Annotated in this window: 22 protein-coding genes; 7 read left to right on the forward strand and 15 right to left on the reverse strand. The window is 38.1% G+C overall.

Going from position 1 to position 24204, the window contains the following annotated elements; genetic code table 11:
• Window positions 1-75: 75 nt before the first annotated feature.
• The 6 genes from OZX58_RS07530 to arcA all read right to left on the reverse strand — a co-directional run bounded on the left by OZX58_RS07530 (window position 76) and on the right by arcA (window position 6969).
• Window positions 76-1473: a metallophosphoesterase gene (locus OZX58_RS07530; protein WP_277140878.1), complete on the reverse strand. Its 1398-nt coding sequence runs from the start codon at window positions 1471-1473 to the stop codon at window positions 76-78.
• Between the two features lie 51 nt (window positions 1474-1524).
• On the reverse strand, window positions 1525-2010 hold the full coding sequence (locus tag OZX58_RS07535; RefSeq protein WP_277130277.1) for a hypothetical protein: 486 nt from the start codon (window positions 2008-2010) through the stop codon (window positions 1525-1527).
• 165 nt (window positions 2011-2175) lie between these two features.
• Window positions 2176-3117, reverse strand: coding sequence for a carbamate kinase (gene arcC / locus OZX58_RS07540; protein ID WP_277140879.1), 942 nt, complete (start codon window positions 3115-3117; stop codon window positions 2176-2178).
• 24 nt (window positions 3118-3141) lie between these two features.
• Window positions 3142-4560 carry a basic amino acid/polyamine antiporter gene (locus OZX58_RS07545; protein WP_277140880.1) on the reverse strand — a complete coding sequence of 473 codons (1419 nt, stop codon included), beginning with the start codon at window positions 4558-4560 and terminating at the stop codon, window positions 3142-3144.
• Between the two features lie 111 nt (window positions 4561-4671).
• The gene (gene argF, locus OZX58_RS07550; RefSeq protein WP_277130271.1) at window positions 4672-5712 is read right to left on the reverse strand and encodes an ornithine carbamoyltransferase; all 1041 of its coding nucleotides are present in this window, start codon (window positions 5710-5712) and stop codon (window positions 4672-4674) included.
• Between the two features lie 27 nt (window positions 5713-5739).
• Window positions 5740-6969, reverse strand: coding sequence for an arginine deiminase (gene arcA / locus OZX58_RS07555; protein WP_277140881.1), 1230 nt, complete (start codon window positions 6967-6969; stop codon window positions 5740-5742).
• A 165-nt stretch (window positions 6970-7134) separates the two neighbouring features.
• Between arcA and OZX58_RS07560 the strand changes: the two genes are divergently transcribed.
• Both OZX58_RS07560 and OZX58_RS07565 read left to right on the forward strand, forming a co-directional pair.
• Window positions 7135-7785, forward strand: coding sequence for a GntR family transcriptional regulator (locus tag OZX58_RS07560; RefSeq protein WP_277140882.1), 651 nt, complete (start codon window positions 7135-7137; stop codon window positions 7783-7785).
• A 242-nt stretch (window positions 7786-8027) separates the two neighbouring features.
• Window positions 8028-9425 carry a basic amino acid/polyamine antiporter gene (locus OZX58_RS07565; RefSeq protein ID WP_277140883.1) on the forward strand — a complete coding sequence of 466 codons (1398 nt, stop codon included), beginning with the start codon at window positions 8028-8030 and terminating at the stop codon, window positions 9423-9425.
• A 61-nt stretch (window positions 9426-9486) separates the two neighbouring features.
• On the opposite strand, the gene OZX58_RS07570 is transcribed toward OZX58_RS07565, so the two are convergent.
• Window positions 9487-10533 carry an aldose epimerase family protein gene (locus tag OZX58_RS07570; RefSeq protein WP_277140884.1) on the reverse strand — a complete coding sequence of 349 codons (1047 nt, stop codon included), beginning with the start codon at window positions 10531-10533 and terminating at the stop codon, window positions 9487-9489.
• A gap of 161 nt (window positions 10534-10694) precedes the next feature.
• Here OZX58_RS07570 and OZX58_RS07575 point away from each other — a divergent pair, with 161 nt between their 5' ends.
• A complete protein-coding gene (locus OZX58_RS07575; RefSeq protein WP_277140885.1) occupies window positions 10695-11261 on the forward strand; it encodes a DNA-3-methyladenine glycosylase I in 567 nt (188 codons plus the stop codon).
• Between the two features lie 180 nt (window positions 11262-11441).
• Here OZX58_RS07575 and OZX58_RS07580 read toward each other — a convergent pair whose 3' ends face one another.
• The 7 genes from OZX58_RS07580 to OZX58_RS07610 form a co-directional block, all read right to left on the reverse strand.
• The gene (locus tag OZX58_RS07580; RefSeq protein ID WP_277140886.1) at window positions 11442-11597 is read right to left on the reverse strand and encodes a hypothetical protein; all 156 of its coding nucleotides are present in this window, start codon (window positions 11595-11597) and stop codon (window positions 11442-11444) included.
• Window positions 11598-11812: 215 nt separating this feature from the next.
• Window positions 11813-12625, reverse strand: a complete 813-nt coding sequence (phnE, locus tag OZX58_RS07585) for a phosphonate ABC transporter, permease protein PhnE (protein ID WP_277140887.1) — start codon at window positions 12623-12625, stop codon at window positions 11813-11815.
• The gene (gene phnE, locus OZX58_RS07590; RefSeq protein WP_277130259.1) at window positions 12625-13428 is read right to left on the reverse strand and encodes a phosphonate ABC transporter, permease protein PhnE; all 804 of its coding nucleotides are present in this window, start codon (window positions 13426-13428) and stop codon (window positions 12625-12627) included. Before phnE (OZX58_RS07590) ends, phnE (OZX58_RS07585) begins: the two co-directional genes overlap by 1 nt.
• Window positions 13421-14194 (reverse strand): phosphonate ABC transporter ATP-binding protein, encoded by a 774-nt coding sequence (gene phnC / locus OZX58_RS07595; RefSeq protein WP_277140888.1) that lies wholly within the window; start codon window positions 14192-14194, stop codon window positions 13421-13423. The genes phnE (OZX58_RS07590) and phnC overlap by 8 nt, the downstream gene beginning before the upstream one ends.
• Before the next feature lie 21 nt (window positions 14195-14215).
• Entirely contained in the window at window positions 14216-15142 is a 927-nt protein-coding gene (locus tag OZX58_RS07600) for a phosphate/phosphite/phosphonate ABC transporter substrate-binding protein (protein ID WP_277130253.1), read from the reverse strand.
• A gap of 16 nt (window positions 15143-15158) precedes the next feature.
• Entirely contained in the window at window positions 15159-15317 is a 159-nt protein-coding gene (locus OZX58_RS07605; protein ID WP_277130250.1) for a hypothetical protein, read from the reverse strand.
• Between the two features lie 397 nt (window positions 15318-15714).
• On the reverse strand, window positions 15715-16194 hold the full coding sequence (locus OZX58_RS07610) for a universal stress protein (protein WP_277130247.1): 480 nt from the start codon (window positions 16192-16194) through the stop codon (window positions 15715-15717).
• Between the two features lie 143 nt (window positions 16195-16337).
• On the opposite strand from OZX58_RS07610, the gene OZX58_RS07615 reads away from it, so the two are divergent.
• Window positions 16338-17138, forward strand: a complete 801-nt coding sequence (locus OZX58_RS07615; RefSeq protein WP_277140889.1) for a tyrosine-protein phosphatase — start codon at window positions 16338-16340, stop codon at window positions 17136-17138.
• A 19-nt stretch (window positions 17139-17157) separates the two neighbouring features.
• The gene (locus tag OZX58_RS07620) at window positions 17158-17634 is read left to right on the forward strand and encodes a nucleoside 2-deoxyribosyltransferase (protein WP_277130241.1); all 477 of its coding nucleotides are present in this window, start codon (window positions 17158-17160) and stop codon (window positions 17632-17634) included.
• A 42-nt stretch (window positions 17635-17676) separates the two neighbouring features.
• Here OZX58_RS07620 and nagA read toward each other — a convergent pair whose 3' ends face one another.
• Entirely contained in the window at window positions 17677-18831 is a 1155-nt protein-coding gene (gene nagA, locus OZX58_RS07625) for an N-acetylglucosamine-6-phosphate deacetylase (RefSeq protein WP_277140890.1), read from the reverse strand.
• Window positions 18832-18983: 152 nt separating this feature from the next.
• Here nagA and OZX58_RS07630 point away from each other — a divergent pair, with 152 nt between their 5' ends.
• Both OZX58_RS07630 and OZX58_RS07635 read left to right on the forward strand, forming a co-directional pair.
• The gene (locus OZX58_RS07630) at window positions 18984-21977 is read left to right on the forward strand and encodes a TIM-barrel domain-containing protein (protein ID WP_277140891.1); all 2994 of its coding nucleotides are present in this window, start codon (window positions 18984-18986) and stop codon (window positions 21975-21977) included.
• Between the two features lie 213 nt (window positions 21978-22190).
• A complete protein-coding gene (locus OZX58_RS07635) occupies window positions 22191-24200 on the forward strand; it encodes a DNA topoisomerase (RefSeq protein WP_277140892.1) in 2010 nt (669 codons plus the stop codon).
• The last annotated feature ends 4 nt before the right edge of the window (window positions 24201-24204 follow it).

The raw sequence follows: 24204 nt of genomic DNA on the forward strand, positions 1-24204 counted from the left end.
ATTAAATTCTTCATATTAACTGTTTCATTATATGCTAAAAGCCGGACAATTACCAAACTGTCCAGCTTAATTTTACTAAATATAAAAGATTCTGCGCTTAGAGGCAGCACCATACCCAAAAACTTGGATAACGTGACGGTGTGAATCAACATTGACAATGTAACCAGCAAATTCAGTATGGTGGTCAATCTGCCGGTTCCAATTTTTATTATACTTAGTCGTCAACACATGATTAGGCCCCATCAACGCCGAGCAGTTAAACAAGATATACTGGATACCATTAATCCGATATTGGTCTTCACGGTGACGATGACCGCAGAAGTAAGCAATAATGCGCGCATTTTTAATATTAGTAAAGTCAAAATCATTCGCCAGCCGAAATTCCGGTGGAATACCGCGGCTGGAATGCATCTGTCCTTTTTCACGTTGGTTAAACGCAACAAGGAGTTCATGTAGAGACCGGCCGTTATACTTCAAGGCATTAGTTCCCTTACGATTAATCGGGTTAGCATGACTCATCAAAATGATCTTTTTGTTTGATGATTGCTCTAAAATCTCAATAATCTCTTCAATTTGGTCTTCTCTGACGGCTAACGTGATTTTGGTGTCATATTTTTTCTGACCTTGGGCATCAAGCTCATATGGTACATCAGAAGTATTAACTGAAATAAAGCGGACATCATCAACATCGTAATAACAAACGCCATGCTGGCGTGAAATATAATGAATATCCCGTTGAGCATACATGCTCGGCCACATGATGCTTTCAAATTCATTTTCAGGGAATGATGCTTTTAAATCATGGTGCTCATCAAACTTATCATTTTCGTCATGATTACCCTTAATCATGATTGTCGGAACGCGATCAGAGACAAAGGAATCGCGCAGCTTCATCAATTCGCTCTCACTTAAAAAGCCAGCGTCTGAGCCATCAATCCAATCACCTAAGTGAACCTTGAGGTTAAGTAAGCCAGAATCATCAAGATAGGAAAATTCATTAACGTGCGTTAAACCATTCCAACCATAAAAATCACTGCTATTGCGATCTTTATAATGCGTATCAGAAATCACGCTGACATTAACGGAATTTTTACCTTGTCTGACGTGATCGTGAACCCGATCAATAAATTGGTCAAGATATTGCTCGGTTACATAGCGGCGGCCGGTCTTCTTATTGGCGAACGCACGATAACAGCCAAGCTCCTCGTTAAATTCACGCACATATTCTGGCGCCAATTTTTCCGTACTTTCCAAGCTGAGTGCTTGATGTAAAACACCATTTTCATCTTTATAAACGGTCAAATTATACGGCTGACCTCCCGGTGTTCCTTGCCCGCCGTCAACTTGATATTCACCGACTGTCATATATTCTTGCATCGGGTCAAGTGAGTCGTCCTTTTTCTTAAACGCAGCTCGCTTTTTCACACCAATTAAACGATCAAATAATCCTTCTGCATGCTTAAACACATTCATGATTTTGGCCCCTAACAAAAAAGCTGGACCAATAATAGTCCAGCTTAAAAATTATGCATTTTCTGCCAAAGCATGTGCTGCCAAGCCAATTGACAAAACAGCATCCTTTGACAATACCCCTTGTAATCCCTTAAAGGCGATTGCTTGAACCGCGCTAATTACTTTAAGACTATATGCAACTACATGATAATCAACTGTACTGTTATAAAAATCATCCTCATAAGGATCTTCATGGTTATATGTCAGATTAATTTCATCCTTATCCACAAAACCATCCACATGATTAGTTAAAATACGGTCATGCAAGTCCGTCAACTTCTCCGACAATTTAATCAAAGTCAACTTATGATCGCTTTCGGTCTCATAATATTGCTCTTGCGTCATGTCAAAGTATTCTTTAACTGGCTTGTTTAAGATGTGCAGACTATCGATTGCACGATATACAGCCTCGGCATCAAAGTCTCGTTCCTTATTCAAAATTTCTTCTTGGTTTGCGGCCAAGTCATCGGCCAAAGTAATTGTCTCTAACTTATCCATGGTATCCTCCTAAAGTTCAACTTATATTATACCAAAAACAGCGGTTAAGGAAGCTATTTTGTTACTTTTTAACTTAAAACCAAAAGTTTAAAAATCTTGCTTTATAAAAAGACTTTACCTTAACAAAAATAAAACTCAGCTTGAAAATGCATCAGCAATAATAGTTTATAATTCAATAACTGTTCCAGTGTTGCCAGCAATAATCTCGTTGACATTATCCAAAGAACCAATAATTGCCTTCTTACCTGTATTTTTAACAAAAGTTAAAGCAGCTTGAACCTTAGGCAACATACTTCCAGCTGCAAATTGATCTTCGGCAATATAGCCTTCTAATTCTTTAACGTTCGTCTTAGTCAAGCACTTTTGATCCGGTTTACCAAAATTAATGCACACACCATCAACAGCAGTTAAAATAATCAACTCATCTGCAGATACTAATTCTGCAACTTTTGCCGCACTAAAGTCTTTGTCAATAACTGCTTCTTTACCGGTGAAATGAGTGCCATCTTTCACTACTGGAATACCGCCACCACCAGAAACGATTGGTATAATCCCATTAGCAATCATCTTTTGAATTGCACCGATTTCTTTAATTGCTTGAGGTTTAGGAGACGGTACAACCCGACGATAACCACGACCGGAATCTTCAACAAGTGTCCAATCTGGATATGTTTTCTTCACGTCGTCAGCTTCTTCTTTAGAATAGAAGGGGCCAATTGGTTTAGATGGTTTTTCAAAAGCAGGATCGTCACCATTAACAATTGTTTGCGTTACAACTGTAACGATATCTTTGTCAATGTTATTTTTAGCAGTTTCTTCTTGCAGTGCATTTTGGAACCAATAACCGATGCTTCCTTCTGTCATTGCTCCCACAGTATCTAATGGCATTGCCGGATTTTTTTCGCTGTTTGCAGCTAATTGTTGCAATAACAAGTTCCCAACTTGTGGACCATTTCCATGAGTAATAATTAATTCATCCCCATTTTTGATGAAATTAACTAATGCACTTGCTGTTTTTTTAACTGCTTCTTGTTGTGCTTGCGCAGTAGGATCTTTGGATAAAATTGCATTACCACCCAAAGCTACTACGATTCTATTGTTTGCCATATATTATTCTCCTAATAATAAGTTTTATCCGATCTTGATCGTACCGTTAATAATTAAGCCGATTGTAATAATTGCTAATATCAAAATTATGCCCATTACAATCTTTTCTTTAAAACTAATCTTGTGTCCATATTCTTTACATGCTACCCAGTAGAAATAAAAACCAGGCAAATAAGCGATTGTAGTCATCATTACTTGTTGCCAACCAGCTAATACCATTGCAAGCAATTGAAAGCCAGCTGCAATTACACCAATAAATAATTGTCCCCATTCACCATTTTTATATGAATACTTAACTTGGTAGACGCCAACCAATAAATAACTCAATAAAATAGCGGCTGTTGCCAAAGTATAAGCAAAATTATATGCATAGTTGGTTGCCAATAGTGTAAACAAAAATAAAGTTTGCAGGATTCCTGTAATAACCAATGAAATAGTTGGTGCTTTCTTTGAATTAAGCTTGCCCCAATATGAAGGTAATTCATGATCTTTTGCCATTAAAGTTGTTGTCTCTGCTGGCAGCATTGTCCATGAAAGCCAGGCGCCTAATGTCGAAATGATAACGCCAATATTAATAAAGATTGCGCCCCATTCACCAACAACATGTTTTAAAATGTTGGCCATTGCTGGTTGTTTAATTGTTGCCAATTGCGCTTGCGTTAAAACACCATAGGGTAAGATTGATGCGAAAACATAAACAATAATTAAAGTTGCTAAACCCATAATAGTAGCGGCTTGAGCATCTGAACGTTTTTTAGCTCGATTAGCTAAAACACTAGCACCTTCAATCCCGATAAAGACCCACATGATAATCATGATACTCTGCTTCATCTGACCAAATACGCTAATTACCTTACCGCCATGTAAAACATTATTTGCAACATTACCCCAAAAGTCGGCTGTAAAGACACCAGCTTTAAAACTAACTGCAACAATAATCATAAATACAACTAGTGGCACTAACTTGCAAATAGTAACAATCGTATTAACAAAACTTGCACTTTCGACACCATTGTTTACTAATAAACTTAGACCCCAAACAAAAATAATTGCACAAAGGATTGATGGTAAGTTCTGACCACCCTTAAATATTGGAATAAAGTAACCAATTGCGCTCATTAGCATTGTTGCAAAGGCAATATTACCTAACCAAGCTGAAAGCCAATACCCCCAGCCGCTCAAGAAACCACCCAAAGGTCCAAAAGCAGCCTTAGCATAACTAAAAATACCGGAATCTAGTTCTGGACGCTTTTTTGACAAGTTATTAAGTGACAATACTAATGCGTATATACCAATACCACAAAATAGCCATGATAATAATGCTGGGCCTGGTGCTGCAGCATTAGCCATATCGCTGGTAATACCAAATATCCCCGTACCGATTGATGAACTAACAATCAGCGCTGTTAACCCAAATTTGCTAATTCCATCTTCTTTATCCATTTTCAACCTTCTTACATTCCTTAATAAAAAAAGCAGCTGTTTTACTAAAGATTTCTTAAGCAAACCGCTACTTTTTGTAAACATATAAAAGAGATATTTATAAGTTGTTAATTAAACTTCAGGTATAAACAAGTTGCCTAATGTTGCAGCCATTATTGCCTTAATACCATGTTTACGGTTTTCTCCTTCTTCAAAGACGCGAGAATATTTACTGCGGAATACTTCATCAGTAACTTCCATTTCAGTAATGCCGTATTTTTCACTGATTTCTTGACCATAATCCGTATTAGTATCATGGAAGGCTGGCAAACAATGTAAGAAAATTAATTCGTCATCTGGGGTGCCAGTCTTTTTCATCATATCCATATTTACTTGATATGGCTTCAATAATTTAACACGTTCTTCCCAGTTGGATTCACCCATAGAAACCCACACATCAGTGTAGATTGCGTTTGATCCCTTAACACCCTTATCAATGTCATCAGTAATCAGAATTTCAGAACCACTTTGTTCTGCATACTTTTTAGCAATATCAACATGCTTTTGTGATGGGAATAACTCTTTAGGTGCAACAATATGAATATTAACACCCATCATGGAACAGCCAACTAACAAAGAATTACCCATGTTATTGTGGCCATCACCAACATAAGTTAAAGTTAAGCCCTTAAGGTGACCAAAGTTTTCCTTCAAAGTCATCAAGTCAGGAATAATTTGGGTTGGGTGCCATTCATCAGTCAAACCATTCCAAACAGGAACACCGGAATACTTAGCTAACCCTTCAACAGTTGATTGTTTAAAGCCTCTGAATTCAATACCATCAAACATACTACCTAAAATTTTAGCAGTATCTTCAACTGATTCTTTCTTTCCTAAGTGAATCTCATCTTTACCTAAGTAGTCAGCATTTGCTCCTAATTCAGCAGCAGCTGTCACAAAGGAAGAACGAGTTCTAGTTGATGCTTTTTCAAAAATCAAAGCGATGTTCTTTCCTTCAAGATAGCGATGAGGAATATTATTCCGCTTAAGATATTTTAGGTGCAAACCAAAATCAATTAAATAATTCATCTCAGCAGGGGTCATTGAAGTTTCTGCCAAAATGCTTCTGCCTTGAAATACGTTAGATTCCTTACCGTTAAATCTCTTATCCATTACTTAAATTCTCCAAATTCTATAATTTTAAATATCTTCTCTGACAATTGGCATTGACATACATCTTGGACCGCCACGACCGCGTGATAATTCACTTGAACGAATTTCGTGAACTAAGATTCCATGTTCGCGTAATAAATCATTTGAAACGTAATTACGGTTATAAGTAACTACTTCACCTGGGGCAATAGCCAAAGTGTTTGAACCATCATTCCATTGTTCTCTTGGAGCAACAATTGGATCGCCATTACCAGTAGGAATTAGGTCGATCTCTGATTGGTTTAATACTTTCTTCAAAACCGAAGTAATGTCATCATGATATTCGACCTTAATTTCATCGTTTTTGTCTGGTGTTAAAACATAAACATCGAGCTTACCGTTATCCTTCAAAATGGCCGGATGAACAGTAAATTGATCGTAATTAATCATCGTAAAGACTGTATCAAGGTGCATCATTGCGTGATTATGAGGGATTCGAATTGCCAGAACTGTATCAAAGTCTGAATCTTTAAATAAATTGTGTGCAATATCTTCAATTGCTTTAGCTGAAGTTCTTTGAGAGACACCAATAGCTAGAACGTGATTACTCAGAACCAGTTCGTCGCCACCTTCGATTCGGCTATCATGATTCCGATTACGCCAAACATGAATGCCTTGATCCTTAAAGCGTGGATGATAATTAATAATGTATTGCATAAACAATGATTCACGTTGCCGAGCTGGGAACGTCATATGGTTAATTGATAAACCATTACCAATAGCAGCAGCAGGGTCTCTAGTAAAGTAAGTGTTTGGCATTGGATCCATCAAGAATGGGTCATCAGCATCTTCTGCTAATTCGCCCAAAGATTTCAAATCAACGTCAACCTCATTTTTACGAACACCAGCAATAATCTTGTCAACCATGTCTTGGTCATTTAAACCAAGCAAGTAATCTTTCAGTGCTTCATAAACTGAACCCTTTGTATGACCGGATTCCTTAAGCATTTGATCCAAAAATTGATTCTTTACTTTTTCATCTGCCAAAGACTGAGCAGCTAATTGCTCCATGTACAATACTTCTGTACCATTAGCCCTTAACGTATTTGCAAAGTCATCATGTTCTTCCTGAGCAATTGGCAGATAAGGAATATCATCAAACAATAATCGTTCCATCGTATCAGGTGTAATATTCTCAACTTCATGATTTGGTCGCTTGAGAATAACCGTCTTTAATTTTCCAATTTCTGAAGTTATGTGAATTGCTGAATTTTTCATCAAAACCACTCCTTTTCTATTTTCAATTGAAGTGCACTTTCAACACGTTAGATATTAACCACATTTGCAAACGCTGTCAAACACTTTTTTTAAAAAATGTGCCACAATTTACACTTTTTAAAGGTCACAAAAGTGTATTATAATCAGGCTTGGAGGTATTTTTTTATGACAACAAAAAAGTTTTCACCGAAGGACAAAGTTTATAACTATCTTGCTCAGCAATTAACATTAGGAAAAATAAATCGTAATGACCATATCACTGAGCAATCACTAGCAACTCAACTCGGAATGAGTAGAACTCCAATTAGAGAAGCACTACTAGAACTTTCGATGGACAATATTCTGGAACGTATTCCCAATAAGGGCTTCAGAGTACGGTACTACACTAAAAAAGATATTCGCGAGTTATACACTTTAATCGGCTTACTTGATGGCAAAGTTGCAGAACTAACAATCGATAAGTTAACTGAATCTGATTATTCGCTAATGCAATTTTACGTTGACAGTATGACCTCAGCTATCAAAAATTCTTTGTATACAAAATACAATGAGCTGCAGGATCAATTTCATGCCATTTATTTAGATAAATGTTCCAATGCTTTGCTTACAAACGAACTACTTAATAAGAAGAAAAGTTTTATTGGTAAAGACTACGCCCATTTATCTTCTACAGAAATAACCAATCTATTAACCCAAACCAATAACGAGCATCAACATATTTATTATTTATTCAAAAAGCACAAAATCGATGAATTACGTAAGTACTTAGAAGAAGTACATTGGAATCCAGACAATTCTCGTTACGATATATCATAGATATATAGGAAGGAAAAATAAAAAAATATTTTTTCTTCCTATTATATGGATGTCTAAAGATACAAAATTCATAAGAGTAATATTGTATACAATTGCTTAGTTCAGTCTTTAATATTATTTTTTAAGAATAGTATTCATTTTTAAAAAATATCTGCTTTGATAATTTTTTTGCAATATGCTATCATAAAAACGTTTTCAAAATTTACTAACGTTTTTTTAAAAAAAACTGAGGAAATAAATTTATGACCGAAAAGAAAAAAATAAACGGTTTTACTTTAGTCATGCTAATTGTAACTACTTCTATTGGCGCGGGAATTTTCGCACTCAGCAGTGATCTGGCTCACGCAGCCGCACAAGGTCCTGCGCTAATTGCCTGGCTAATTATTGGCATAGGAGTAATTCTTCTTGCGGCAACTTTCAATAATTTATTGATTAAATGTCCCACTCTCAATGGTATCTTCACTTATGGCAAAAAAGGATTTGGCGATTTTGCTGGCTTCATTAGTGGCTGGGGTTACTGGATGTCCTGTTGGCTTGGTAATATTGCTATTTCAACCATTTTTATGAGTACATTAGGTTACTTCTTCCCGATTTTTAGTAAGAGCAACAGTATCTATTCTATTATTGGCGCAAGTATTTGCTCATGGCTGCTAATCTTTATGGTTTCACTGGGAATTGAAAATGCTGCCTTTGTTGACTCAATTATTACGATTTGCAAGTTAATACCAATTATTGTTTTTATTATTGCCAGTATATTAGTTTTCAAAGTAAACTTTTTCTCACAACACTTTTGGGGCAATCTTGCTAATTCTTTTAATTTCAGCAGTACTGTTGTTCAAGTAAAGAACTGTTTTATGACCATGATGTGGTTATTCGTCGGGATCGAAGGAGCTACTGTTCTTGCTGCCAGGGCAAAAAGTAAAAAAATTGCTGGTCGCTCAACTTTAATCGGTGTTGTAGCATTATTAATTATCTACGTTTTAGCTTCAATTCTACCCTATGGTTATTTTACAAGGGCACAATTAATTAATGCACCTCAACCACCAATGGCTTATCTCTTAGAAAAAATAGTTGGCCCTTGGGGTGGATTACTCATTAGCGTTGGCGTCTTAATTTCAATTATTGGAACATGGATTTCATGGACAATTTTACCGTCAGAAACAATGTGTGCCATGGCTAAAGAAAAACTTTTGCCAAAAAAATTGGGGGAAACCAATAAATTTGGTGCACCAATTTATGCACTTATTACAACTGGGGTAATGGTACAATTGTTCTTAATTAGTTTACTATTTACAAATAAGGCTTACGAATTTGCATATAGTTTAAGCACCGCTTCTGTAATTATTACTTATATTATTGTCGCTTCCTATCAAATTAAACTATCATCGCAAGAAAAAAATAAGCGGCAATTATTTATTGGTATTGGTACACTGATTTTTGAAACAGTCGGTATTCTTTTTGCAGGATTAAAATACTTATTGGTATGTACAATTATCTACATTCCCGGGCTATATTTATATTATTTAGCAGTTAGAAAAAGACGTAAGTTAACTACTTTAGAAAAGATTGGTATGCTAGTAATAGTAATGATTGGTATCGCCGCAATTTGGATGTTACTAAGTAAAAAAATAACTATATAATTAAAAATAAAAGCATAGTTTTAATTAAACTACGCTTTTATTTTTAACCAATATTTTACTATTACTTTTCATAATGCAAATGATACTTTATTGTATATGACTTTTCTTTATCCGTTTTTAATTCAATTGCAGAAAAGTCACGGGTACTGCCAGCTTTAGATAAAGTCTGCGGCTCAAGAGCAATTCCTTCATATGGTTCACCTACACCTTTGGTCCTTATCAAGTTCATCTGGTCTTGAGTAAAGGAATTAGCCGTGAACATTACCAAGCCATTTCTATCTGACTCGATTCCCACGCTAATTTTAGTTTGCGGATCCGCCAATTCTGCAATTATCTTCTGGTCATTATTAACTACAAAAATATCGTCGAACCCTTTTTCAGTAGTGCCATTCATCTCTTTAATTGCTGTACCTAAATTCGTCGGTTGTTGAAAATCAAATGGGGTATGCTCAACCAGAATTTGCTTACCTGTTGGAATTTTATTCTGATCTAATTCCTGAATATGAGCCGCGTTTATTTTTAGCATCTGTCCAGTAATTGTATCATCCAAACCTAAATTAAAATAAACATGCTGGGTTGGATTAAAGACTGTATCTGCCGTGCTGGCAGCAGTATACTTGATACCAACAACATCATCGGGTGACAAAGTATAAATAATTTTAACTTGCATCTCACCGGGATAACCATCTCCTGTCTGCAGATGACTCATTTCAATTGCATCACCCATGGCAGTTTGGACAATTTTTCCCTGCCAAATTTGACTGTTAAAACCGTCAGGTCCCCCATGCAGCGTTGTCGTTCCCTCATTTTGAGGTAATTGGGTTATCTGACCATTAAGGACTACCTGACCATCCATGATTCGGCCAGCAGTGCGACCAATCGCCATACAAATATAAAACGGATTAGCAAGATAATCCTTGCTATTATAATAATTTAAAACTATATTATGTGTTTCGGACTTAGTTGGCACCAGAATTTCATAAATTGTTGCTCCCAAGGTCAAGAGCGACAATGTTACACCATTAGCATTAGTTAAGCTCAACTTTTGAATTTTATGACCCTGATATTCGTCAAAGTCACTAACTGTTCCGCGTACTTTTTGCATCATTTTATCTCCCTAATTTCTATTTATGTATTCGCTTACATAAATATATTACTTTTTATAATTATTGGCAAATAAATTATTAATATCATAAAGCTAATATTATTAATTCCGCTATTTTTTGCGTATTTAATATTAAGCAAATACAGACTAAAGGAGCAATTAACATGGAAGAATATTCCCGTTGTCCGTGGGGCAACAGTCAAGACAAATTAATGCAGCAGTATCACGATCACGAGTGGGGCAAACTCAACTTAGATGAGCAATATCTCTATGAAATGCTTGTGTTGGAACTATTTCAATCCGGACTTAATTGGTCGATTGTTTTGCACAAGCGAGAAAATTTTCGTCGTGCTTTCAAAAATTTCATTCCCGAAGAAGTCGCACAAATGACAGATGCAGACATTACAACTCTGATGCAAGACAGTTCGATTATTCGTAACCGGCAAAAAATTACCGCTGCTATCAAGAACGCGAAAGCGATCTTAATTATTGAAGCCAAATATGGCAGTTTTGGTCATTATTTACAAGAATTTATCCAAACACCACTTATCAATCATCCGCAAACAATGGCTCAAATTCCAACAACAAGTGAAGTCGCCAAAAAGTTGGCAAAACAATTAAAAAAGGATGGCTTTTCTTTTGTTGGTCCTGTTGTAATTTATTCATATTTACAAGGCATCGGCCTCATTAATGACCATTTAGAAACCTGTCCTTTTAAATATCATAGCTAATCATCACTTATCTTTATAATTTTTTCCTTTCGTGTTACACTATTTCTATAATAAAAAGGAGCTGTGCTGGTAACACAACCCCTTAACGTAGAGCCACTAAAAGTGGTTTACTACCTGAAAATTAATTTTTACAAAACCGTCATTTCCTGGTAGAGTAAGACGGTTTTTGTTTACTCAAAATTACTTGAGCAAACTTCTTAGCAGTTCAACCACTAATGGCAGTAGATTGATTATCACTGCCGCCAGCAGCTGATACTGTTTCATTTTGACTAATATAAATGCTAATCCAACTAAACTAATAGCAAAAATTAACATCAGTGCCAAAATGATTTGCACCTACCTGTCCTCCCTTCTGATAATAGATTGGAGTATGAATCCACTCATGCTCATAGGCATCAGTCCTTTCACTCACAGGTAGTAAACCGTCTTTTAACTTTTCTACGTTCCTAATATTATACAAAAATATACTACTAAAGGCATCAATTTTTTAAAATAAACCAAAGAAAAAGCAGTGAATAAATTATTTATTCACTGCTTTTAGCATATTCTTATTAAACTAATTTCTTCCGAATTACACCGGAAATCCAGTCAATCACAATTACCATGACAATAATTCCAAGTAGGATAATTCCAACGCGATTCCATTGCCGGTATTGCAGTGCAATAATCAGCGGGTAACCGATACCACCGGCACCAACCAAGCCAAGGATTGAAGCTGACCGAATAGAAACATCAAACCGGTACAACGTATTCGAAATCAAGGCTGGCATTAAGTTAGGCAGCGTTGAAAACATCGTAATATTAGTTTTCGAACCCCCAACAGCCGTTACTGCCTCATTAGGACCATCTTCGAGATTTTCAATTGCTTCCGAGAACAATTTTGCCAGCATCCCAACCGAGTGGAAGCCTAATGCCAAAACACCGGCAGCTGAACCAGGACCAACAGCCTTAATAAACATCAAGGCCAAGACGATTTCAGGGAATGACCGGATAATTGCCAAGATAATCTTACCAGTCCGTGAAACATACCACTTTTTATGCTTAGTGTGTGCTGCCCAAAAGGCAAATGGCAATGAAATAATTGCAGAGATAAACGTACCTAAGAAAGCAATACATACAGTTTGCCATAATTGTGATACCAAATCTTCACCAGTGCCATTATAAACGTATGACCAATCAGGATGGAAAATACCGCTAAAAATCGCACCAGCAATTTGACCAGCAGTAGCTTTAATACCGCCAAAATCCATTCCCGTGCATGACCAAACAATAAGAACAATTGTAATTAACGCTAAACCCCAGTGCAATATCCGTTTCGAGACATCAACTTGGCGAGGAGGTAATTTCTTCATATTAGTATCCATTATTTCATCAACGCCTCCCGTGATTTAGACGAAACGTAGTCGATTAAGACTACAACCACAATGATAACTAGGATAATCGTTCCCGTCTTAGCGTAATCAAAGACTTGCAGAGTTTGCTGCAGGTAAAGACCGATACCACCGGCACCGATATATCCTAATACAGTTGAAGCCCGGACGTTAATTTCAAATGCGTACAGACAATAAGAAATAAAGTAAGTAATGACTTGTGGTAAAACAGCAAAAACAATAATTTGCAGTTTATTAGCACCGACAGCCGTCAAAGCCTCAATTGGACCCGGATCAATCGTTTCAATTGCTTCATAAAAGAGCTTAACAACAATCCCAAAAGTACAAATAGCTAAGGCCAAAATACCGGCAACTGGACCAATCCCAACAATGGCAACAAAGATTGCCCCTAATAAGAGGTCTGGTACAGTTCTGATAATATTCATAATTAACCGCAAAATGCCGGTAACAGCCTTATTCTTAACGATGTTACGTGCAATTAACAGCGAATAAATGAAGGCCAGAATAGAACCAATCACTGTCCCCAAAATTGCCATCTTGATTGTTTCAAGAAGCAGCGGCATAACTGGTCCCAAATATCCCCAATCAGGGTGCAGCATTTGGGAAAAGATGTCGGTAAACTGACTAAAGTTAGCAAACAGAGTACCAAGATTAGTGTGTGTAACATCTGTTGATACAAATAATCCCGCAATAAAGACAATTACCCAAATTAAGTTCCAAAACTTGAACTTTTTCTTAGGCAAAGCCATGAGTGCTTCCTTATCAGTATTACTCATCTTGTTCACCACCATTGTAAATCTTGGTGAAGGTCGACTCTGGTGTTTCGCTCATCTTGCCGTCATAAATAATTTCACCAGCACGTACACCAATAACTCGTTTACCAAATTCTTGTGCTAACTCGACACTATGCAAGTTAATCACAACTGTCATGCCGTGCTTTTCGTTCAGCATCTTGAGGTCTTGCATTACACGACGAGAAGTTTGCGGGTCAAGTGAGGCTGTTGGCTCATCAGCTAAAATGATCTCTGGATTTTGCGTTAAAACGCGGGCAATCGCAACCCGTTGTTGTTGCCCACCAGATAGTTCATCAGCACGTGAATAAACCTTGTCAGCCAGGTCAACTTGTTGCAAAGCCTCATAAGCACGCTGCTTATCTTCTTTAGTAAATAAGTTAAGTGTACTCTTCCAAGTAGGGTAATAACCTACGCGGCCTGTTAATACATTACGCAAAACGCTAGAACGTTTAACCAGATTGAAGCTCTGGAAAATCATCCCAATATTGCGTCGCAGAATCCGTAGCTCTTTGCCTCTTGCCTTAGTGATTGATTTGCCATTAATTAAAATATCACCATCAGTAATATCAATTAGGCGGTTAATCGAGCGCAGAAGGGTCGACTTACCAGCACCAGAGAGACCAACAATAACGACAAATTCGCCTTTATTGATAGTTAAATTGATATTCTTTAAACCAACAACGTCTTTGCCATAAACTTTTTTAACGTTTTTTAATTCAATAACTGGCTTAACTGAAGAATCTGCCATTATATACTTCCTTTATTTAACTTATTTCTTGGTTGACTCAATAATCTTTTCGTATTTACGAACAACGGCAAAGTTACTATCTTTTGCAGGAACGTAACCTTCATGAGTGTAAATACTTTCGATAATCTTCTTACCCTTCTTAGATTTACCAATTTCAATAAATGCCTTAGCTAACTTCTTACGGAATGCCTTTGGCATACTTGGAACAACTGAAATCGTGTCATTAGGAATAGCCTTAGTAAAGTAAATTGGCACTACTTGGCTCATAATCTTCGGGTTATCTTTTTGAACGATTGTCCGTGCATCTTCAAAGACAAAAGCAGCATCAGTATCGCCGTTTAAGACGTTCAGAACTGCTTGGTCTTGACCAGTAACAGTTACTAACTTACAACTCTTAGGTACATCTAAGCCCTTTTCCTTTAATTCAGCAATTGGGAACACGTAGCCTGCTGATGAAGTTGGACTTTGAATTGAAATTGACTTACCCTTTAAGTCTTTCCAACTCTTAATCTTTGAATTCTTTTTAACTAAAATTTCTGACCGGTAAAAGTTAACTAAGTCCTTAGTTGGCTTACCACCTGGTTGCTTAACACCATATCTTTGTGCCTGCAATAAAACATCGGCAGCACCTTGCTTGTGCGCTAAAATGTAACCATTTGGCGGCAAGAAACCAACGTCAACTTTCTTAGATTTCATGGCTTCAACAACCGTGTTGTAATCTGTTGACATTGATACGTGAACTGGAATGCCTAAACGATCAGATAGCATCTTTTCTAACGGCTTAGCTCTAGCTTGCAGCTTAGTTGCAGCTTGGCTTGGGACAAATTGAACATTCAAAGACTTCGGGGTGGAACTTTCTTGACTCTTACTCTTACTTGAACAAGCAGTTGCCATTAACGCTACTAAAAAGACGGCAGCACCAGCTAGCACTTTCTTAAATTTTTTCATTATGCCCTCCTAGACATCAAAAAAGACTTAATGTAACAACACAAAAGTGAATTATATTAAGTCTTTCAATAACTTTTTTGGTTAAAAAACGAACAATACTACCATTTGCAGGAAAGCAAAAAGTCTTAATTGCAAAAACATCAATGAACGCTACGCGCCGTTCATCTTTTTGCATGACTTTCACTCCCCTTTCATCTGTTTCGCATTTATTCTATTAAATAATAGCAGAAATTAGTTGTTTAGAAAAGAAAATTATTTTAAAAAAACTATTTTTTAGCTAAAAAATGTTAGCTGCCTTCGCAAGCAAATTTTTTCTTACATAAATGATTACCTTAATCAACTTCTCTTAACTAGCCCAGGCAAACTAAAAATAATATTGTTCGGAATTTACTTAATAAGGTTGATTAGACTACTGAATTCATCATCTTAGGTTCGGCTTTTTCAATGATTGCTTCATGATTCCATTATTAACAAAAAACTCGATATTAATCACAAAACGTAATTAACATCGAATTTCAAATAATCCACTATATAATATCAACAGACTAATTAATAGCTATCCAACTGGTTTCTTATTTTTGCCGAATTGGGTTGTTATCAACGTCAGTACGAACAATCAATACATCAGCCAAAGCATGCTGGTTAACGTATTCTGTAACTGACCCCATCAGCATTCTCTCAACCGCATTCAAGCCAGTTGCACCCATAATGATTAGATTATCGTGGTGGTCCTTAATAAAGTCATAGGAAATAACCGCCTTAGGGCTGCCATAACGAATATGGTAATCAATATCATCAAAGTCAAAGTTATCATGTGCCCATTGCTTCAAACTCTTTAAATATTTACTAGTATCTTGCGTCATCTGGTAAACAGTATCGCCTGAAATCAGCGTATCCTGCATTTCACCCAAAAATTGCCTAGTATCAATCACGTTTAAAATATCAATATGAGCATTTTCCGTTAGTGCAATTTTAACTGCTTTATCAAAAGATCTTTCAGCTGATTCTGAGCCATCAACTGGAACTAAAATACTGTCTTTTTTCGTACTCATGTACTCACCCTCTATAAATATATTGTTTTATTTAACTTTAATTTTAACATATTTTTGATAACATTTAACTCTTTTATAATTGTTTACACCCTGGTTTATTGCTAGAATAGAACGTAAATGTCAAAAGATAAAGGGTGGAATTTATGACAGAGAATTTAACTAATCAATTAATCGGTGTTAAGAGCGGCCGCAACTTCCGTGAACTTGGCGGCTACAAAACTGCAGACGGCAAAACGATTAAAATGCACAAGTTGTTAAGAACTGCTAACTTAGGTAGCTTAGATGAAACTGACCGCAAGTTCTTACACGATTACGGCGTTAAATACGTCGTTGATTTCAGAAGTCAAGCTGAAGTTGACCATGAACCTGACCGCGTTCCTGAAGGAGCCGAATATGATTACGATCCAGTTTTCAGCGAGGATTTAACCAACGCTTCTAAGAGTATTGAAGAAGTCATCAAGCAAGGTCAAAAAAATCCTCAAGCAGGTTATGAACACATGATGTTTGCTTACGATGATATGATTACCAGTGAACCCGCACAAAAGGCTTACCGCCGCTTCTTCGACCTATTATTGGCAAATGATGAAGAAGGTCAAAGTTTAATCTTCCATTGTACTGCTGGTAAGGACAGAACCGGTGTTGGAGCATTGCTTATCTTAACCGCTCTTGGTGTTCCCCTTGAAACAATCAAGCAGGACTACTTATTAACTAACATTGCCACCGCTGACTTTGTTGAAAATATGATGCAAAAAGCTAAGGCACAAGGTGCTGACGATGCCACATTAAATATTTTAAAAGACTTCCAAACCGTTCACGTTGAATACATCGATCATGTTTTAGCAACTATTAACGGAAAATATGGTAGCGTGGACAACTATTTACATGATATTATGAAATTAACTGATGCAGAAATCAGTAAATTACGTAACATTTACCTAAAATAATAGTTAAAGGAGACCTAGTATGACTAAGACAAAGACCGTTTACTTTGGTGCTGGTTGGTTCAACGAAAAGCAAAACAATGCTTACCAGGCAGCAATGAAAGCCTTGGCTGCCAACCCAACCATTGATCTTGAAAACAGTTATGTTCCATTGGACCACCAATATAAAGACATCAATGTTGAAGAACATCCAGAATATTTGCGTGATCGCGAATGGGCAACTGCAACCTACCACGGTGATTTAATTGGTATTAAGTCCAGCGACATCATGATTGGCGTTTACTTGCCAGAAGAAGAAGATGTTGGTTTGGGAATGGAACTGGGCTACGCTCTAAGTCAAGGTAAATATATTTTACTGGTTATTCCTGATGAAGACTACGGTAAACCAATCAACTTAATGAGCTGGGGTGTCTGCGATAACGCCATTAAGCTCAGCGAATTAGAAAATTATGACTTTAATAAGCCACGTTTTAACTTTTACGACGGTGCTGTTTACTAAAGTGTACATAAAAAATGGTTCTCTTATGAGAACCATTTTTTGTTAGGCCTTGTAACGTGACTTACCGCTGAGGTAGGTTTCACTCAAAGTCATGTCTGGATTAAGTACAATGAAGTCCGCGTCCTTATCCGGAGCGATCGAACCGCACTTGTCTAAAATATGTGCACTCTTAGCTGGAACATAAGAAGCCATCATAATCGCTTCTTCAGGAGTTGCCGCATTCCAGTCAACAACGTTCTTAACGGCTGTCTTCAACTGCAGGATACTGCCGGCCAAGTTATCGTTGCTCTTTAAGCGAGCCATGCCATCTTGAACATAAACTGGTAATTCGCCCAGCATATAATCGCCATCAGGCATCATGCCGGCTTCCATACAGTCGGTAATCAAGGCAATATGTTCAGGCCCCTTTAATTGAATTAGTGCCCGCACCATTTCCTTCTTAACATGGTGCCCATCACAAATTAGTTCATCGGTGACATTATGGAGCGCCATTGCCGCGTTAGAAATTGATGGTGCGTGATGTGACGGATCCGGCATCCCATTAAATGTGTGAGTGAACATGGTTGCGCCAGCTGCAATGCCAGCTGCAGCTTGCTCAAAGTCAGCACTTGAATGCCCCAAGGAAACAACAACACCTTCTTGAACAACGTTGCGAATGAATTCTCTTGCGCCTTTACGTTCAGGAGCAAGAGAAATCTTATTTAACAGACCTCGCGACTCTTCACGCCACTGATTAAACTGGTTAATATCGGGATCTAACAAATATTTCGGATTTTCAGCACCGGCATGCTCGGCAGTGAAGTAAGGCCCCTCAAAGTGCAAACCTTGAATTTTAGCACCTGTTTCTTCGCCGCGATGATCGCCAAACATCTGACAAATTCGACTCAAAGTATCGGCACCAGCTGTATAAGTTGTCGGCAGCCAGCTAGTAACACCAGATTGCAAAAAGCCTTCAGACAAGTGATTAATCCCGTCCCAATCACTTCTCATCACGTCTTCTTTTAGTGAGCCGTGAACATGGGTATCAACTAGTCCGGGAGCAATCCACTTACCGAGATAATCGACAATCTTACCCGCTGGCTTTTCCTGTTCTGAATAATAGTAACCAAACTGCCCGTTATCTTGAATTTCAAGATAGCCGCCATCAGTAGTTATATTTTCCAGAAAAAATTTATCAGCGTGAATATAATAAGTCATTGTTTCCTCCCTCTTTGCGAACATTCACTTCATTATATGTTCATTTTAACCCATTAAATTGGTCTTAACCAGTTTAATCACAAATACTGCAGAAAAACTTGAATTTTTAGTTATAATAGATATTAAGCAAACTAAATTAGGAAGCAAAGATTATGACAGAATATATGCAAACAAACAAACACCAGCTAGGTGCATTAACTGGTGCCAACAGATGTGAAAACTATTATGAATTGCATTACGCAACTGGCGAAATAGCCCGCTTTTATATTTTAGCTGACGGTATTTTTCGGTTTGTGCTTGATCCCAATACTGATTCTCCAATCACGCAAACATCGATGCTTCAGCTTAATTTTAGCAATGAATTTTTTGAGCATTCACAAGTGCGGGCAACTAGTGACTCATTAATTATTCAAGCAGGTAATTATCAAGTTATTTTTGGGCAAAAACCTGCCGTCATGAGTATCTTCGATGAAACTTTGCATGGTATCCGAATGAAACAGGCACAGCCGCTCGAACTATCAGCTAACCAAACCACTGAATTTTTAAATCAAAATAAAAATGAATTTTACTTTGGCGGTGGCTTACAATGCGGTTATTTCAGCCATAAAGGACACAAATTGGCAATTATGGCTGACAACATTACTGGCAAGGAAGGCGTTATTACCCAAGTACCATTTTTTTGGTCTAATGCTGGTTACGGCGAGTTTCGCAATACTAATACTAACGGCAGCTACGACTTCGGTACTACCTATAGCAATTTGACTTCAATTACCCACCAAGACGGGATTTTTGATAATTTTTATATTATCGGCGATACCCCGCAAGCGATTTTGGCTAAATATTATGCCCTAACTGGCAAACCAATGATGCTGCCTAAATATGCATTGGGGCTTGGTCATATTGGTAACTTCTGCACTACTCTGTGGCAGCCAAGCGAAGCCAAGGAGCGCAATGCCAGCAAGTTTGGCAATAATTATTACACGCGAACAAGTAATGAAGCTAATGCTGTTGGTAAAGCTTCACTTAATGGCGAGGAAGACTACCAATTCTCTTCACGCGCCATGCTTGACCGCTATAAGAGTGCACACTTCCCCCTTAGCTGGTTTGTGCCTAATTATGACGTAACCAATTCGGCACCTGAGGCTCTCAATTGCTTCAATGATTATGCCCAAACTCAAGATGTCGCAGCTGGTTTTTGGCATGATGATAAGACACCAGTTCAATTACCAGACCATACTTCCTTCACTTTTACTAACAAGCATGCCGCAAGCGATTATGCAACTTTGAATAATAATTTACAGCGCAAAAAGCCGCTGGTTCTGCAAAGTGCCGGTACCCAAGGTATGCAAAAAAACGCTGCTTTAGCTTTTGGCGCACCCGGCGGTAACTGGGAAAATATTGCCACTCAAGTAGCCAGCTTTATCGGCAGTAATCTTTCCGGTCAACCACTTGTTGGCGCCGCAATTGACGGTACAACAGGCGGCGGTAATGCTCAAATCAGCGTCCGTGATTTCGAATGGAAGAGTTTTACGCCGCTGTTATTCAACCTTGATGACCAAGGCAACTTTAGTAAAACGCCATTTGCTTATAATAAAAAAATAACGGAAATTAATCACGCATATTCAATCTTACGGGCACAACTACAAAATTACCTCTACACTCTTAACCACCAAGCCCAAGCTGGGAATTTTATCGTGCAGCCGCTCTTTATCGCGTTTCCTGATGAACGCAGTAATTATACCGAGCAGTTCAGCAGTGAATTTATGCTGGGCAATAACCTGCTAATTGCGCCAATTACCAATGGTCGCGAAGATGAAAATGGCAATTCACGTAAGGACAACCTTTATTTGCCAGACAGCCGAACAATGTGGCTCGACCTGTTTACTGGCGAAAAATATGCTGGCGGCCGCGTCTACAACAATTTATCTTATCCTGTCTGGCACCTGCCCGTCTTTGTTCGCGGCGGCAGTGTCTTTGACCTTGGCAAGCGAGACTATGTCTTTTATCCACAAGGGCACAGCAGAACCTTAATTTACGATGACGATGATTTGACAGACTTTAATCATAATTATTGTGAAACTTGGATTGACACCAATCAAAATTCCGGGAATTTAACCATTAACATTAATCCAGTTAAGGGCAATTACCCCGGATTTGAAGTTGAGCAGCCAACGAACTTGGCAATTATGTGCGATGCTTATCCCGATCAAATCTCCGTCAAAGTCAACGACCAACTAATTAACTTGCAGGAATACGGCACAATTGAAGCCTTTAATCATGCTCGTGAAGGGATTTTCTTCAATACGAATTACAGTCCTGTACCAGAATTCAATCATTATCACGATGCCAAGCAAACAGTCCTGCAAATTAAGCTGGCAAGTCGCGATGTTACCAACACCAAAATTAAAATTGCTATTCATAATTATACTTACGGCGAAAATGTTCTAGTCCACGAAATCACTGACGGTCTTTTGCCTTCACCAAAACTTCCTGCCGTTGATCCAAGTAAAATCTCGGCTCATTCATTCGAACTCGCTTGGTCCAAGCAGGCTGCTGTTCAAATTGAAATCAATGGGCTTTTATATGAAGGCATTACTGGCAATTGTTTTTCTTTCCACGAGTTACTGCCTAATACGCGCTACATTATTCGGATGCGCTACGTTTCCGGGAATAAAGTATCCGAATGGTCAGATCCATTCGGCGTTATTACCAAGCATGCAGCGATCGATTATGCTATCGACAAGATTAATGTTACCAGCAACTACCCCAGCAGCCCAACACAACCGCTAGCTTACTTAACCGACCTCAAGCTGGCGAGCGAATGGCAGTCGGCTCAGGCATTAACGCCAGACAAGCCACTAGAATTAACCTTTGATTTTGGTCAAGTAGAAAAATTAAGTCGAATGGTCTTCGTGCCGCGTAACATCGACCACAATTTTGATCCTACCGACATTAGTATCGCTGTTTCAACAGATGGCTTTAATTACGTCACTTACTTCGACCACCTTAATTGGAAGGCTGATTGTAAGAATAAAGTAATTGGCTTGCGTGATGTTCGGGCCAAAGGGATTAGACTAACTATTCATCAGGCTTCAGGACCGTTAATTGCGGCTCGTGAAGTAATCTTCTTTAGGGCGAAGAAGTAATTCAGCCAAAAAAAGCAATCCAATTAGGATTGCTTTTTTATTTTGCCTTCATTTTTCTCGGGCTATTTTACTTTCCAATCAATTAATTTAGTAATTCAAAAGCTTCTTATTATAAAATAAATAAATTTGTTCATTTGCTAAATACAAGATATACTATTTAAGTCAAACAAGAGTTTGCCCATAAATTTTATCTTTATCAAGGAACTGATTAACTTGAAACTTTTGCTTTTAACAGAAAAAGCCAGCGCCGCGAAGAATTTTGCCGCAGCATTAGGCGGCTTGAAGGGCAGCTTCAATCACGACAGCTACCAAATTGTCCACGCTCACGGGCACCTATTACAATTCAAAGAGCCGCACCAAATGGTTGCCCAAGATAAGGCTGCTAAATATAGCGATTGGTACGACTTAAACAATTATCCGTGGAACCTGCTTGACTTTACTTGGGAAAAAGAAGTTATTCCCGGCATGGAACCAGCCTTGGCCAACATTAAGAATGCAGCTCAGAAGTGCGATGCAATCGTAATTGCCACCGATGATGACCCATCAGGCGAAGGCGATTTGCTGGGCTGGGAAATTATCAATGCAATTAACTGGACTAAGCGTGTTTTTCGCATTCGCTTTGCGGATGAAACACCAACTAATATCAAAAAAGCCTTGCTGGAAAAGGTTGATGTCACTAACCAATACCAACAGGGCGAGTTTTTAGAGGCAACTGGCCGTGAACGCTTTGACTTTGCTTCAATGCAACTATCACGAATTGCCTTAATCATTGCTAGACAAGCCGGCTTTCAACCGAAGTCATTGCGATTAGGACGGCTCAAATCAACGATTGTTAATCAAGTCTACCAACAAGAGACTGCGCGGCAAAATTATGTCAAAAAATCCTATTACGAAGTCCGTTTTCGTGATACTAACCAAAATATTTTTAAACAAGGACAAAAGGCAAAATTTACGACAGAAGCCGATGCCAAACTGGAATTATCTAAATTCCACAATTCTCAAATTATTGTTGACGCAAAAATCGCTAAGCACCAGGCACCACCTGACTTGCTTGACCTAAGTCATCTGGCAATTTTAGTTGGAAAAAAGGGCTACTCTTCTCAAGAAGTGCTTACAACTTACCAAAAAATGTACGAGGCGGGGATCTTATCATATCCAAGAACAGAAGATACTAAAATCACTCAAGAGCAGTACGCTCAATTACTGCCACTAGCTAAACAAATTGCCCATGTCACTCACGTTGACCCCAAATTATTAACGCACACAACACTTCGAAAGAAATTCTTGGCGAATAACGCCACTCACGGTGCCAATCGTCCCGGTCTGAATGTCCCAAGAAGTCTAACGGAAATTGAACAAAAATTTGGCAAATGTGGCCGAGTAATTTATGAAGCTGTCGCCAAAAGTTTTTTGGCAATTTTAGCTGAGGATTACCTTTACGACCAAGAACAGGCCCACCTTGCCGATTATCCCAAATTTACCTGCACAATTAACTTACCCCGCGAATTGAATTACAAGCTGATTTTTGACGAAAATGACCTAAGCGACGCACCTACCCAAGAAGTGTTGCCTTTTGGCTCAAGCGCACAGCCCTTCGTCTATGAGGGACATAACCCCAAGCCTAAGTCGCCAACTCACCGGTTTATTATTGATTTTCTTAAAAAAGACAAAATTGGAACGGGTGCAACTCAAGAGCAAACGTTAGCCAATATCTCAACTGGTAAAAGTGCCCTAATCAAAAACACCAAGGAAAAATATTCGCTGACTTTTCCCGGTTTAGTCCAATCAATCTTGTGTGACCAAACCTACATTGCCTCGCCCAAAGTCACCGAGCAATTACAAGACACGATGAAAATGGTCAAACAAGGCAAGTTTGATTATCGCAACGTGCCCTTTTTGATTAATCAAATCGTTAAGCACGACCTAGCAATTGAACAAAAAAATGCCGCCAATTTAAACAAAAACCCTAAACTAGCTAAATTGCAAACAACTAAGAAGCCCACCTTTACGCCTAAGCCAAAAGTTACAGGAACTTGGCGCGGCAAAGAAATCGCAATTAACCAAACTTGGGGCAAACACACCTTTAATGAGCGCGAGCTCAAACATCTTTTTGCCGGCAAGTCAATTACATTCGTCTTAAATAAACGGAAAATCACAGGCAAATTAGCCAAGCAAACTTACCAAGGTCATCAATTCGTCGGTTTTAAAGCCGACTTTAGCTAATAAT

The sequence above is a fragment of the Lactobacillus sp. ESL0680 genome (genome assembly GCF_029392855.1).
In the GTDB taxonomy this organism is placed as follows: Bacteria; Bacillota; Bacilli; order Lactobacillales; family Lactobacillaceae; genus Lactobacillus.

What these genes read in the sequence shown, in the direction of transcription:
- OZX58_RS07530 (WP_277140878.1), bottom strand. Translation starts at nt 1,473, where the DNA reads ATGAATGTGTTTAAGCATGCAGAAGGATTATTTGATCGTTTAATTGGT.
- OZX58_RS07535 (WP_277130277.1), bottom strand. Translation starts at nt 2,010, where the DNA reads ATGGATAAGTTAGAGACAATTACTTTGGCCGATGACTTGGCCGCAAAC.
- arcC (WP_277140879.1), bottom strand. Translation starts at nt 3,117, where the DNA reads ATGGCAAACAATAGAATCGTAGTAGCTTTGGGTGGTAATGCAATTTTA.
- OZX58_RS07545 (WP_277140880.1), bottom strand. Translation starts at nt 4,560, where the DNA reads ATGGATAAAGAAGATGGAATTAGCAAATTTGGGTTAACAGCGCTGATT.
- argF (WP_277130271.1), bottom strand. Translation starts at nt 5,712, where the DNA reads ATGGATAAGAGATTTAACGGTAAGGAATCTAACGTATTTCAAGGCAGA.
- arcA (WP_277140881.1), bottom strand. Translation starts at nt 6,969, where the DNA reads ATGAAAAATTCAGCAATTCACATAACTTCAGAAATTGGAAAATTAAAG.
- OZX58_RS07560 (WP_277140882.1), top strand. Translation starts at nt 7,135, where the DNA reads ATGACAACAAAAAAGTTTTCACCGAAGGACAAAGTTTATAACTATCTT.
- OZX58_RS07565 (WP_277140883.1), top strand. Translation starts at nt 8,028, where the DNA reads ATGACCGAAAAGAAAAAAATAAACGGTTTTACTTTAGTCATGCTAATT.
- OZX58_RS07570 (WP_277140884.1), bottom strand. Translation starts at nt 10,533, where the DNA reads ATGATGCAAAAAGTACGCGGAACAGTTAGTGACTTTGACGAATATCAG.
- OZX58_RS07575 (WP_277140885.1), top strand. Translation starts at nt 10,695, where the DNA reads ATGGAAGAATATTCCCGTTGTCCGTGGGGCAACAGTCAAGACAAATTA.
- phnE (WP_277140887.1), bottom strand. Translation starts at nt 12,625, where the DNA reads ATGGATACTAATATGAAGAAATTACCTCCTCGCCAAGTTGATGTCTCG.
- phnE (WP_277130259.1), bottom strand. Translation starts at nt 13,428, where the DNA reads ATGAGTAATACTGATAAGGAAGCACTCATGGCTTTGCCTAAGAAAAAG.
- phnC (WP_277140888.1), bottom strand. Translation starts at nt 14,194, where the DNA reads ATGGCAGATTCTTCAGTTAAGCCAGTTATTGAATTAAAAAACGTTAAA.
- OZX58_RS07600 (WP_277130253.1), bottom strand. Translation starts at nt 15,142, where the DNA reads ATGAAAAAATTTAAGAAAGTGCTAGCTGGTGCTGCCGTCTTTTTAGTA.
- OZX58_RS07605 (WP_277130250.1), bottom strand. Translation starts at nt 15,317, where the DNA reads ATGCAAAAAGATGAACGGCGCGTAGCGTTCATTGATGTTTTTGCAATT.
- OZX58_RS07610 (WP_277130247.1), bottom strand. Translation starts at nt 16,194, where the DNA reads ATGAGTACGAAAAAAGACAGTATTTTAGTTCCAGTTGATGGCTCAGAA.
- OZX58_RS07615 (WP_277140889.1), top strand. Translation starts at nt 16,338, where the DNA reads ATGACAGAGAATTTAACTAATCAATTAATCGGTGTTAAGAGCGGCCGC.
- OZX58_RS07620 (WP_277130241.1), top strand. Translation starts at nt 17,158, where the DNA reads ATGACTAAGACAAAGACCGTTTACTTTGGTGCTGGTTGGTTCAACGAA.
- nagA (WP_277140890.1), bottom strand. Translation starts at nt 18,831, where the DNA reads ATGACTTATTATATTCACGCTGATAAATTTTTTCTGGAAAATATAACT.
- OZX58_RS07630 (WP_277140891.1), top strand. Translation starts at nt 18,984, where the DNA reads ATGACAGAATATATGCAAACAAACAAACACCAGCTAGGTGCATTAACT.